Source organism: Bradyrhizobium sp. Ghvi (assembly GCF_900115265.1).
In the GTDB taxonomy this organism is placed as follows: Bacteria; Pseudomonadota; Alphaproteobacteria; order Rhizobiales; family Xanthobacteraceae; genus Bradyrhizobium.
This window is the reverse complement of sequence record NZ_FOVU01000001.1, coordinates 748,228-760,456: the sequence shown is the minus strand read 5'-3', so window position 1 is coordinate 760,456 and position 12,229 is coordinate 748,228. Positions and strand designations below refer to the sequence as shown.

The 12,229-nt window shown below is 63.9% G+C and carries 12 protein-coding genes; 4 read left to right on the top strand and 8 right to left on the bottom strand.

The features are described 5' to 3' along the window. Positions 1–13: 13 nt before the first annotated feature. Together BM374_RS03605 and BM374_RS03600 are read left to right on the top strand one after the other, a co-directional pair. Positions 14–1,261, top strand: a complete 1,248-nt coding sequence (locus tag BM374_RS03605; protein WP_177248072.1) for an MFS transporter — start codon at positions 14–16, stop codon at positions 1,259–1,261. A gap of 191 nt (positions 1,262–1,452) precedes the next feature. Then, positions 1,453–2,691, top strand: coding sequence for an MFS transporter (locus BM374_RS03600; protein ID WP_092289169.1), 1,239 nt, complete (start codon positions 1,453–1,455; stop codon positions 2,689–2,691). Between the two features lie 91 nt (positions 2,692–2,782). On the opposite strand, the gene BM374_RS03595 is transcribed toward BM374_RS03600, so the two are convergent. Beyond that, positions 2,783–3,277: a VOC family protein gene (locus BM374_RS03595; RefSeq protein WP_092289168.1), complete on the bottom strand. Its 495-nt coding sequence runs from the start codon at positions 3,275–3,277 to the stop codon at positions 2,783–2,785. Between the two features lie 91 nt (positions 3,278–3,368). Further along, positions 3,369–3,914: a carboxymuconolactone decarboxylase family protein gene (locus tag BM374_RS03590; protein WP_092289167.1), complete on the bottom strand. Its 546-nt coding sequence runs from the start codon at positions 3,912–3,914 to the stop codon at positions 3,369–3,371. A gap of 137 nt (positions 3,915–4,051) precedes the next feature. On the opposite strand from BM374_RS03590, the gene BM374_RS03585 reads away from it, so the two are divergent. Together BM374_RS03585 and BM374_RS03580 are read left to right on the top strand one after the other, a co-directional pair. Next, positions 4,052–5,251, top strand: coding sequence for an acyl-CoA dehydrogenase family protein (locus tag BM374_RS03585; protein ID WP_177248071.1), 1,200 nt, complete (start codon positions 4,052–4,054; stop codon positions 5,249–5,251). A gap of 149 nt (positions 5,252–5,400) precedes the next feature. Beyond that, positions 5,401–6,540, top strand: a complete 1,140-nt coding sequence (locus BM374_RS03580) for an acyl-CoA dehydrogenase family protein (protein ID WP_092289165.1) — start codon at positions 5,401–5,403, stop codon at positions 6,538–6,540. Between the two features lie 167 nt (positions 6,541–6,707). On the opposite strand, the gene BM374_RS03575 is transcribed toward BM374_RS03580, so the two are convergent. From BM374_RS03575 to BM374_RS03550, 6 genes are all read right to left on the bottom strand, one after another. After that, positions 6,708–7,745, bottom strand: a complete 1,038-nt coding sequence (locus BM374_RS03575; RefSeq protein ID WP_092290204.1) for an amino acid ABC transporter substrate-binding protein — start codon at positions 7,743–7,745, stop codon at positions 6,708–6,710. 83 nt (positions 7,746–7,828) lie between these two features. After that, entirely contained in the window at positions 7,829–8,422 is a 594-nt protein-coding gene (locus BM374_RS03570) for a L,D-transpeptidase (RefSeq protein ID WP_092289164.1), read from the bottom strand. Between the two features lie 347 nt (positions 8,423–8,769). After that, positions 8,770–9,744 carry a hypothetical protein gene (locus tag BM374_RS03565; protein WP_092289163.1) on the bottom strand — a complete coding sequence of 325 codons (975 nt, stop codon included), beginning with the start codon at positions 9,742–9,744 and terminating at the stop codon, positions 8,770–8,772. A gap of 85 nt (positions 9,745–9,829) precedes the next feature. Next, the gene (locus BM374_RS03560; protein ID WP_092290203.1) at positions 9,830–10,396 is read right to left on the bottom strand and encodes a thioredoxin family protein; all 567 of its coding nucleotides are present in this window, start codon (positions 10,394–10,396) and stop codon (positions 9,830–9,832) included. A 29-nt stretch (positions 10,397–10,425) separates the two neighbouring features. Next, on the bottom strand, positions 10,426–11,124 hold the full coding sequence (locus tag BM374_RS03555; protein ID WP_092289162.1) for a cytochrome c biogenesis CcdA family protein: 699 nt from the start codon (positions 11,122–11,124) through the stop codon (positions 10,426–10,428). A gap of 291 nt (positions 11,125–11,415) precedes the next feature. Continuing rightward, the gene (locus BM374_RS03550) at positions 11,416–12,027 is read right to left on the bottom strand and encodes a sigma-70 family RNA polymerase sigma factor (RefSeq protein WP_092289161.1); all 612 of its coding nucleotides are present in this window, start codon (positions 12,025–12,027) and stop codon (positions 11,416–11,418) included. Positions 12,028–12,229: the final 202 nt, after the last annotated feature.

Below are 12,229 nucleotides of genomic sequence, written 5' to 3'. Positions count from 1 at the left end.
GGCGGAAATGCCGATGCTAGACGTGACTTCAGCCGCTGAGATCGCCGACGACGCCCGCGTGCGCGCCAATGTGGTGCGCCTTGCCGCCGCGCAGGCGCTGACCGGCGCCAACTCGGCGGTGATCTTTGCCACCGGCTCGATCGTCGGCGCCACGCTCGCCCCCGACATGTCGCTCGCGACCGTGCCGCTGTCGATGTATGTCGTTGGTCTCGCCGCCGGCACGCTGCCGACCGGCGCGATCTCGCGCCGCTTCGGCCGCCGCGCGGCTTTCGTGATCGGCACCGGCTGCGGCACGCTCACTGGCCTTACCGGCTCGTTCGCGATCCTGCACGGGTCGTTCGCGCTGTTTTGTCTCGCGACCTTCCTCGGCGGCCTCTACGGCTCCGTGGCGCAATCCTATCGCTTCGCGGCCGCCGACGGCGCCAGCGCCGCCTATCGGCCGAAAGCCGTGTCCTGGGTGATGGCGGGCGGCGTGTTCGCCGGCGTGCTGGGTCCGCAGCTCGTACAATGGACCATGGACGTCTGGTCGCCTTATCTGTTTGCCTTCAGCTTCCTGGTGCAGGCCGCGGTCGCGCTTATTGCGATGGGCATCGTCGCCGGCGTCGACATACCCAAGCCAGCGCCATCAGATCTGCATGGCGGCCGGCCCCTGCTCACCATCGTGACCCAGCCGCGCTTCATCGCCGCGGCGCTGTGCGGCGTCATCTCCTATCCCATGATGAATCTGGTGATGACCTCGGCGCCCTTAGCCATGAAGATGTGCGGCTTGAGCGTGTCCGATTCCAATTTCGGCATTCAATGGCACATCGTCGCGATGTACGGGCCGAGTTTCTTCACGGGCGCCTTGATCTCTCGCTTCAACGCACCGAAAATCGTGGCCGCCGGCCTGCTGCTGGAAGCCGGCGCCGCCACCATCGGGCTGTCAGGCATCACCGCGATGCACTTCTGGGCCACGCTGATCGTGCTGGGCGTCGGCTGGAATTTCTCCTTCATCGGCGCCTCTGCGCTGGTGCTGGAGACGCACCGTCCGCAGGAGCGCAACAAGGTGCAGGCGTTCAACGACTTCCTGGTGTTCGGCATGATGGCGATCGGCTCGTTCTCCTCGGGCCAGCTGCTGGCGAATTACGGCTGGTCCGCGGTGAACATGGTGGTGTTCCCGCCTGTCGCCATTGGTCTCGTTGCGCTCTCGCTGGCATCCTGGGCTCGCCGCCGCAAGGCGCGGCTCGAGGCCGCCATGGGCGAGTTCCCGGATGCGATCTGACGCATGATCCGGAAAAGTGTGCAGCGGTTTTCCGAAAGATCATGCGCATAAATGGCGGGAGGATGTCAGCAGCGTCGATAGTTCGATCCAGCTCGAAGTGATTTTCGGCAGGTCGATTGTTACATGATGCTCGTCATGATGAGACGAGCGTGAAGCTGAGCGCTCGCGGGGGAAACAGAGGACAAGCGCAAATGCTCGACAATCCCCGCACCACCACGCCACCGGACGAAACCTCCCTCCGCTATCAAGGCTGGCGCATCGTCGCGGTCTGCTTCCTGCTCGCGACTTTCGGCTGGGGCCTCGGCTTCTACGGCCAGAGCGTCTATGTCGCCGAGCTCCAGCGTGCGCATGGCTGGTCGGCCTCGCTGATCTCCGCAGGGACGACGTTCTTCTACCTGTTCGGCGCACTGCTCGTCGTGTTCGTCGGTGAGGCCGTCCAAAAGTACGGCGCGCGCCTCGGCCTCATCGCCGGCACGCTGGCGATGGCGGCAGCGAGCGTTGCGATCGGCGCGGTGCGCGAGCCGTGGCAGCTTTATCTCGCCGATGCCGTGCTCGCCTTCGGCTGGGCCGGCACCAGCCTGGCCATGATCACCAACACCATCAGTCTCTGGTTCGACCACAAGCGCGGCATGGCGATCAGCCTGGCGCTGAACGGGGCCAGCTTCGGCGGCATCGTCGGCGTGCCGCTGCTCGTGAGCCTGATTGGCCATATCGGTTTTGCCAACGCGATGTACGCCGCCGCCGGCGCCATGCTGGTGCTGCTCGTGCCGGTGATCCTGCTCGTCGTCGGCCGGCCGCCCGATCTTCATGGTTGGCGTGGAGCCGCGAAAACAAAGCCGCAATCCTCGACGGAGATTCGCAAGCATGCGCTTCGCGACGTCGGCTTCCTCACCGTGACGATCGCGTTCGCGCTGGTGCTGTTCGCGCAAGTCGGCTTCATCGTGCACCTGATCTCGTTCCTCGATCCCGTGATCGGACGCGAGCGTGCCGCCGCGGCGGTCGCGGTGCTCACCGCGATGGCAGTGGTCGGCCGCGTGCTGTTCTCGATTGTGATCGATCGTCTCGACCAGCGCCTTGCGTCCGCGCTGTCGTTCCTCAGCCAGGCGGCCGCATTGTGCGTCGTGATCAACCTGCACAATGACTACGTGCTGATCGCCGCCTGCGCGGTGTTCGGCTTCTCTGTCGGCAATCTCATCACTCTGCCGTCGCTGATCGTGCAGCAGGAATTCGATTCGGCCTCGTTCGGCGTGCTGATCAGCCTGAACACCGCGATCAACCAGGTCACCTACGCGTTCGGCCCCGGCGTCGTCGGCTTCTTGCGCGATTGGTCCGGCGGCTATTCGCTGCCGTTCTATCTCTGCATCGCGCTGGAGCTGACGGCCGCCGCGCTAATCATGATACGGGGCAAGCCAAAAACGAAGGTCTCGTAGGGTGGATTAGCCGAAGGCGTAATCCACCTGTTCTGTTTCTTTGGCAATCAACAGTGGTGGGTTACGGCCTCGCCTGACCCACCCCACAAGATCACGCTTCGCGTTGCCTCAAGAGGTCCTCCACATCCAGCCGTTTGGTGAACATCGCCAGCTTGCCGTCCGGCCCGAACGGCCATTGCTCCCGCGGCTTGTCCCAATACAGCTCCACGCCGTTCTCGTCTGGATCGCGCAAGTAAAGGGCCTCCGACACGCCGTGGTCGCTGGCGCCATCCAGCATGATGCCGGCCGAGAGCACCCGATGCAGCGCATCTGCCAGCGCTGGCCGCGTCGGATAGAGGATCGCAGTGTGGAACAGGCCGGTGGTGCCCGGCGGAGGCGGTGAGCCGCCCTTGCTCTCCCAGGTGTTGAGGCCGATGTGGTGATGATAGCCGCCGGCCGAGATAAAGGCCGCGCCCGAGCCCATCCGCTGCATCAGCTCGAAGCCAAGCACCCCGCAGTAAAAGCCGAGCGCGCGGTCGAGGTCGGCGACCTTGAGATGGACGTGGCCGATCCGGGTGCCGGCGGCGATAGCGGGGGCTTGCGACATGGTGTGGCTCCGTTGATCAACTCCCACATAAGGCGCGCTTCGGGATGCTGCCACCGGCTCATCCCGAAACCCATCGTTTCCGGATACGAAACTATGACAGCTCCGGCACCTCGCCCTCCGGCAGCTCGAATTCGAACGTGTTCAGCGTCATCGAGACCATGGTGTAATAGCCGCACAGTCCAATCACCTCGACCACGCCGCGCTCGCTGAGCAGCTTCACCGCCTCGTCGTAGAGCCCCTTCTCGACGCCATGGCCCTCATGCAGCGACTTCGCGAGGTCGTAGATCATCTTTCCCTTGGGATCGTCGAACGCCGGCGTCCGGCGATCCCGGATCGCGTCGATGATTTCGGGGTCCATGCCGCCGGCGAGCGCGAGCCGTTTATGCGCATACCATTCATAATGCGCGGTCCAGTGCCGCGCCGTCACCAGGATCGCGATCTCCGAGAGCTTTGCCGGGAAAATCGTGTCGTAGCGCAGCACTTCGCCGAGCCGCGTGGCGTGACGGGCCATGTCGGGGCTGTTGAGCCAGGCCATCATCGGCGCCGGCGGTTTGCCGCGCTTGCCGGCAATCGACTCGTCATAGGTCTGCCGCTGGCTCTCGTTCATTTCGCCAGGCGAAAGAAGTTTCAGCCGCATTGTCGTTTCCTCTTTGTTTTCAAGCGCCGTTGTGCCGGCAACTATAGCCGAACGTGGCCGCGGAAGTGGTTGAATTCCACGGGACGATGGCCCAGAGTCTCGCCCAAACAAGTCTGTGATGATTGATGGAAACGACCATGAGTGAAACTGAATCCGCCGATCTCGAACAATTCCGCAACGAGACACGCGCCTGGCTCGAAGCCAACTGCCCGCCGGAGATGCGCAAGCCCGCGACCTCGGATGCCGACGTGTTCTGGGGCGGTCGCAACGCCAAATTCTCCTCCGAGCCGCAGCGCATCTGGTTCGAGCGCATGCGCGACAAGGGGTGGACCGTGCCGGATTGGCCGAAGGAGTATGGCGGCGGCGGCCTCAACGCCGCCGAACACAAGGTGCTGCGCAGTGAAATGGCGAAGATGGGCGCGCGGCCGCCGCTGTCGAGCTTCGGCATCTGGATGCTCGGGCCGGCATTGCTGAAATACGGCAATGAGGCACAGAAGAAGGAACATCTGCCGAAGATTGCCGCCGGCGAAATCCGCTGGTGCCAGGGCTATTCCGAGCCGAACGCCGGCTCCGACCTCGCTTCGCTGCAGACCCGTGCCGAGAGCGACGGCGACGACTTCGTCATCACGGGATCGAAGATCTGGACCTCCTACGCCAACTACGCCGACTGGATCTTCTGCCTCGTCCGCACCGATCCCACGGCCAAGAAGCACGACGGCATCAGCTTCATCCTCTTCGACATGACCTCGAAGGGCGTCACTACCAAGCCGATCCTGCTGATCTCCGGCTATTCGCCGTTCTGCGAGACCTTCTTCGACGGCGTCCGCGTGCCGAAATCGCATGTGGTCGGCACCATCAATCGCGGCTGGGATGTCGCCAAATATCTGCTCCAGCACGAGCGCGCGATGATCTCGGGCATGGGCGAGCGCGGCGTCGGTCGTCCGCTCGGCCAGATCGCGGCCGATTCCGTCGGCACGGATGCGCAAGGCAAGCTTGATGATTCGATGCTGCGTGGCCGGATCGCGACCTTCGACGTCGATGAAGCGGCACTCGCCGCCTGCGCCGAGCGCGCGGTCGATCTCGCCAAAGCGGGGCAGGCGCATCCGGCGTTCTCGTCGGCGATGAAATATTACGGCACCGAGCTCAACAAGCGCCGCTACGAGATCCTGATGTCGGCCGGCGGCGTCGATGCGCTGGAATGGGAAAGCGAACGCTCCAGGCAGGGCGCTCGCCCGCGCGCCTGGCTGCGCACCAAGGCGAACTCGATCGAGGGCGGCACGTCCGAGGTCATGCTCGGCATCGTCGCCAAGCGCATCCTGGATCTGCCGGGCGCTTGAGGCTTTTTGTCATTCCGGGGCGCGACGAAGTCGCGAGCCCGGAATCCATCAGGCGGCATTCTCGGCGGCGAAATGGAATCCGGGCCTGGCCCTGCGGGCCATCCCGGAATGACGACGACAAATAGATTTTCGAATCGGAAAACACGCACATGGCCCTCGTCCTCACCGAAGAACAATCGATGCTCCGCGACTCAGCGCGTGGGCTGATCAGCGACAAGGCGCCGGTGTCGCATCTGCGTCACTTGCGCGACAGCAAGGATCCCACCGGCTTCTCCAAGGAGCTGTGGCATTCCTTCGCCGAGATGGGCTTTGCCGGCCTTCTGGTGCCGGAGGAGTTCGGCGGCTCTGGCCTCGGCTTCATGGAAGCCGGTGTCGTGATGGAGGAGATTGGCCGTACCTTGATGCCGTCGCCCTTCCTCGCCACGTCAGTGGTCGCGGCCTCTGCCCTCAATGGCGGCGGCAATGCCGCGCAGAAGTCGGAATATCTGCCGAAGATTGCGAGCGGCTCGCTGCTGGCCACGCTTGCGATCGACGAAGGCGCCAAGCATCGCCCGCTCCAGACCAACCTGCAGGCCGTGCGCGCCGGCAACGGCTTCAGGCTCTCGGGCGCCAAGGCGCTGGTTGTCGATGGTCACGTCGCCGACCTCCTCATCGTTGCCGCGCGAACCGCCGGTTCGGCCGGGGAGCGTGATGGCCTGACCATGTTTCTGGTGAACCCTGCGGCCAAGGGCGTTTCGATCGAGCGCACCATCATGGTCGATGCGCACAATGCGGCGCGGATCGAGCTGGCCAATGTCGAGGTCACCGCCGACAGCGTGCTTGGCGAAGTCGATCAGGCAGCTCACCTGCTCGACGGTGTGCTCGACATCGGCCGCGGCGCGGTCGCCGCCGAGATGGTGGGCCTCAGCGACGAGGTCTTCAATCGCACCGTCGAGTATCTCAAGAGCCGAAAGCAGTTCGGCAAGCTGATCGGCGAATTCCAGGCGCTGCAGCACCGCGCCGCCGAACTCTATGTCGACATCGAGATCACCCGCGCCGCCACCATCAAGGCGCTGCAGGCGCTGGACGCCGATGTCGCCAAGGCCGCCTCAGCCGTCGCTGTCGCCAAGGCCCGCGCCGGCACCACCGCCACGCGCGCGGTTCAGGAAGGCGTGCAGATGCACGGCGGCATGGGCATGACCGACCAGTTCGACATCGGCTTCTTCATGAAGCGCGCGCGTGTGTGCGAGGAGCTGTTCGGCGATGCCAATTACCACACCGAGCAGCTGGCACGGGCGCGGGGGTATTGATCCGCTGTTGTAGGGTGGGTTAGCGGTGCAGAAGCGCGAAGCGCATTTGCAGGGCGTAACCCACCAACTTTGTTCGGCGAACGCGGAAGGATGGTGGGTTACGCCAAGCAATCGCGCTTCGCGCAGTTGCTTGGCTAACCCACCCTACGAGGTCTCGTCGCGCCCGCTCACCGCATCGGCGGTGCATATTGCACGCCGCCCGCGTTCCAAAGCTGGTTCATGCCGCGCGGGATCTTCAGCTGCGACTTCTCGCCGATATTGCGCTCGTACATCTCGCCGTAATTGCCGACGTGGCGGATGATGCGCACGGCCCAGTCCTTGGTGAGGCCGAGCTGCTCGCCGTAATTGCCCTCGGTGCCGACCAGCCGCATCACCTCGGGCTTCTTCGATTTCAGGGCTTCGTCGATATTCTGCGAGCTGACGCCTAACTCTTCCGCATTGATCATCGCGTAGAGCGTCCACTTCACGATCATCATCCAGTCGTCGTCGCGTTGGCGGACGACGGGCGCCAGCGGCTCCTTGGAGATCATGTCGGGCAGGATCATGTGGTCGCCGGGCTTGGACAGGTTCAGCCGCAGCGCATAAAGCTGCGAGACGTCGGCGGTGAGCGTGTCGCACTTGCCGGTGTCGTAGGCCTTCACCACGTCTTCGAGCTTGTCGAACTTCACCAGCTCATACTTCATGTTGTTGGCTTTGAAGTAGTCGGCAAGATTGAGCTGCGTGGTGGTGCCTGCCTGCACGCAGACCTTGCTGTCGGCGAGATCGAGCGAGGTCTCCTTGTTGCGCGACCGCGGAACCATGAAGCCTTCGCCGTCGTAATAGGCGACGGCAGGGAAGTAGAGATCGTAGTCGAGCTCACGCGACATGCTCCAGGTCGAGTTGCGCGAGAGGATGTCGACCTTGCGGCTCTGCAATTCCTTGAAGCGCTCGCTGGCGTCGAGCGGCACGAACTTGGCCTTGCTCGGATCGTCGAAGATCGCCGACGCCACCGCGCGGCAGAAATCGACGTCGAAGCCGGTCCAGTTGCCCTTGTCGTCGGGAATCGAGAAGCCGGGCAGGCCCTTGTTGACGCCACACAGCACTTCGCCGCGACGCACGGTGCGCTTCAAGGTGCGGGTGTCGTAGAACTCATAGGTGATGGCCAAGGCGCCGACCAGCACGGCGACTGCGAGCCCGATCAGCAGGCCGCCTCGAAATGTGCGCATCATGTTGCTCTCTCGAAAAATCGGGAAAAGAAATTCTGGAAGGGGCGGGAAGCACGATCCGGAGAGATCGTGCCCAAGGAAGTTTAGAGTTCGGGCTTCTGCCGGATAACCACCTTGGTCCCAACGGGCACGCGATCATAGAGATCGGCGACGTCGTTATTGACCAGACGGAAGCAGCCTGAGGACACCTTGGTGCCGATCGTGTCAGGACGATTGGTGCCGTGGATGCGGTAGACCGTCGTGCCCAGATACATGGCGCGCGCGCCGAGCGGATTGCCGGGACCGCCGGCCATGAAGCGCGGCAGATAAGGCTGGCGCTGGATCATCTCCGGCGGCGGCGTCCAGTCCGGCCACTCCTTCTTGTTGGTGATCTGCACCAGCCCCTGCCACTGGAAGCCGTCGCGACCGACGCCGATCCCGTAGCGGATCGCGCGCCCGCCGGGCTGGACCAGATAGAGGTGACGCTCTGATGTCGAGATGATGATCGTGCCGGGCGCTTCGGTCGTGCGGTAGTACACGACCTGCTTCTGCCATTCCGGATCGAGCTGATAGCTGTCGTCGGCGATCAGGCCGGGCTCGTCGCCGCGATCGGGCTGCTGGGCGAAGGCTTGGGCTGAGGACAAGATCAGGCCGATCGCAGCCACAAGCGCCCCGGTCAGGCGACGAACGTCGGTCATTTCAAGCTCTCCCCGCTGCCAAGCGCAAATCATTCCGAACCATCTGAACTCAGGGGCAGCTTCGTGGCAAGTTCAAGGCGTGCCTGTTTTGTATCTCACGAGAATGCTTTGGTTTTTTGACGAGCCCGCGCAATGCCATGAACGAGGGATGGCGCGAAAAGCAGTGGGTACCTGCCGGGCAGGCGGTGCGCTCCCTCCCCAGCTTACGGGGGAGGCTTGGGGAGAGGGTGTCTCCTCATTGGGATACTCCCCATAGGAAAGAACCCTCACCCGCCACGCTTCGCGTGTCGACCTCTCCCGCAAGCAAGCGGGAGAGGCGCAGAGCGAGCCAGCGGCGACAGGGCGCCTCAGATCTGATTCGCCTCCGCCCCGATCCCGAGCCGCCGGACGATTTCGGCGCCCACGGCGCGGGCCTCAACGCGCGAGCCGATCCGGGGGCTGCGAAACCGTCGCCCCGAGCGCAGCCGGATCACGACGATGCAATGCTCGTCCTCCGACCGGCCGCGGCGCTCGACCGTGACCGCTTTGACGTCGCGCCCTTCGATCTGGTCGGTGCGCGGCTGGCCATTGCCCCAGAGGCGTTCGATGCGGATATCGCCCTCGCGGACAATCCAGAAAGCGCCGGTGAGGAGATTGGCAAATCGGTAGACGCCGAACGCGGCGATCACGCCCAGCGGCAGCAGCGTATAGTCGATCCATTGGGGCTGCAGACCACGCCAGAGCCTGTAGGCATAAGGTGCAACACTCAGTGCGACGACGATCAGCGCCGCGATCCCAATGTCTCTCCGGGAAAACGGCTCGACGGGATCGCCAAGCCGCATCTCGGGATTGCTGGCATCGAGCGGGTTGATGGGCGCCTCGACATCGGGGACGTCGAATTGCGCCGCGATCCGTGTCACGGTTTCATGGACATGGGTGACGTCGGCGAGCGGCGGGGAGATCAGGCGTTCGCCCGAAGCCAGGGTGAAAGCCAGCTGGAAGCGGGCTTTCGCGGTCTTGCTGCCGGGAACCCGAAGCCCCCTGATGTCATCTTTTGCGACGACCCGGGCCTGCAGCTTCCCGAATGGACGCTGCCGTCCGATCAGGATCTGCTCCGGCGTGATGATCCACACCACTGCCGGCGTCAGCATGACCGCGCCGACGAACGCTGCGCCCGCCAGCAGCGCGATCACCGCGATGATGATCTCGAGCACATCGTGTGTGAACAGGCCCGGGGTGAAGCACAGCGCCACGGCCGCCGCCGAGCCGGCCACGACCAGCCGCTGCGCGATCGAGGAGCCCTCGCGAAGGCGGATATCGTTGCTGGCGGTCGCGTCGTCCATTGCGGCGGCTGGTTTGCGTTGCGCGCGAACCTCCACGGACGGGTCCGTGGAGTCAAGCAACAAGGCAGAGTCGCGGCGTTCTGCATCAGCTGTCGGCGTTCAGCAGCCTGGCGACCGTGCGGTCGATCTCGTCGTAGCGGCCTTCGCCTTCGTGCTGGAACACGATCTTGCCGCTCTGGTCGATGATGTATTGCGCCGGCCAATATTGGTTGCGGTAGGCGTTCCAGGTCTTGGACTCATTGTCCTGCGCCACCGGATAGGTGATGCCGTGGCGCTTCAGGGCGGCCTGCACGTTGGAGGCGGAACGCTCGAACGGGAATTCCGGCGTGTGCACGCCGACCACGACGAGGCCCTTGTCCCGGTATTTGGCGTAGAGGTCGGTGACGTGCGGCAGCGTGTTGACGCAGTTGACGCAGCCATACGTCCAGAAGTCGACCAGCACGACCTTGCCGCGGAGGTCGGCGATATGAAGCGGCTTCGAGTTGAACCAGTTGCTGATGCCGGCGAAGTCGGGCGCGGTCGCCGCCTGGCTCACGGCCGCGATCTTGACCGGCGCTGCTTGCGTCGCCTCGTCGCAGAGGCCGGGGATGACGGCGCCGGTGACAGAGACGCCGATCAGCGCGGCGGCCACAGTGAGCAGTTTCAAGGTCATGGTCGTGTTCTCCGTTGCGGTGAAGCCAATCACAGGCCGATCTGGCCGGCGGGATAGAAGCCGGTGAGCCACGCCACGATCAGCGTGTCGTATTGGAAATAGGCGGCGAGCGCGAAGGCGATCACGACCACGCCGAAGCCCTGCTGCAGGCGTGGCGAGATGCGGGCGAGGCTGCGCACGCGCGTGGTCGCGGCCTGTCCGCCATAGGCGATCGCCAGCATGGGGATCGCCGCGCCAATCGCGTAGGCGATCAATAGCGTGCCGGCCCAGGCGAGGTTCTTCGAGGTTGCCACCAGCGTCAGGATCGAGCCGAGCACGGGGCCGGCGCAGGGCGTCCAGACCAGGCCGAGCGTGGTGCCGAGCAGGAGGCCGCCGAGCGCGCCCTCGCGTTGCCCGCCGCCGACATTGCTGAAGTTGAGCCAGCTGTTGAGCCGGATCGACAGCCATTCGAACGGTGCCGGCCACAGCATCAACAGGCCGAAGCCGAGCAGCAGGATCGCGGCCGCCTCGCGCAGCACGTTCGGATCGAAGGCGAATGCCTGCGTGAGCGCGCCGAGCAGCAGCGCCACCGCGGAGAAGGAGATGACGAAGCCAAGCGCGATCATCGCAGGCCGCAGATGTGACGCGCGACCGATCGAGGCGCCGAGCAGGATCGGCAACACCGGTAACGTACAGGGTGCGGCGATGGTGAGAATGCCGGCGAGGATGGCGAAGAGAAGTTCGAGCATGAGGCACTCGTGAGCGAGGTCACGAGGGCAGTTCGCGTCCGGCGCACCAACCGTTACGCGCCGTCACGCGCTCGTGACGGGCCCCAGACACAAAACGACCCGGAGGGGGGCATCCCGTCCGGGTCGTTGGAGGTCCTTGGGAGGTTTAAGCAAAACCGTATGTGAGCTTTATAGGGACGAAGTTTTTCCGCCTGATGTTGTGCTTTGTTTCATTTGTTTCGTCGGCGGTAACACTTCCGTGTCCCGGGATGGGGCCGGAAGTCCGGTCCTATCCCTTTGAAATTATTTGCCTTAAGCGGCGAAACGGTCGACGCCGCAACCCTTAAGCAGATCGGCGAGCTGCTTGCGGGCGTAGAACATCCGCGTTTTCACCGTGCTCTGGGGAATGCCGATGATCTGCCCGACCTCCTCCACCGACTTCTCATGGTAGTAGACGAGGGTGATGATCTCACGATGGGCGGGCGACAGCTTGGCGACGCAGGCGCGCAGAATGGCGCTGGTGTCGCTGCGGTCGAGCGACGTCTCGGGCGTGTCGCAACTATCCGGGATCTGGCGCACGTCTTCCTGGTCGATGTCCTCGAACCGGCGCTGGCGCAATGCGGTCAGCGCCTTGAAGCGGGCGATGGAGAGCAGCCAGGTCGACACCTGCGAGCGGCCCTGGAACTGGCCGGCCGTCCGCCACACGTCCAGAAACACCTGGCTGACCAGGTCTTCGGCGGTGGTGGCATCGCGCACGATGCGCAGGATGAAGCGATAGACCCGCACATTATGCCGGCAATAGAGGATGTGCATGGACGTCCGGTTGCCGTCGGCAATGCTTTCCAGAAGCATGTCGTCCGAAGTCGCCTGAGCGGCAATGATGCTCTGACTGGCCTGGGCGTTCATGGCGATGACGTTCTGCATAGACTTGGCTCCCCGGTGCGCCGCAACCGAACGGCGTTTCCTTGGACCAAGGTGTTAATGAGCCAACGTTTCGGGACGTCTGCACGAAAAGGGGAAAATGGTTTCGTGCGCCGCTAAATTGTTTCGTCAGGGAAATTGCGACGAAACATTCGAGGCAAAAAAGCGTGGAATTTCAAGGCTTGGAAAATAGAGAACTGCGGAA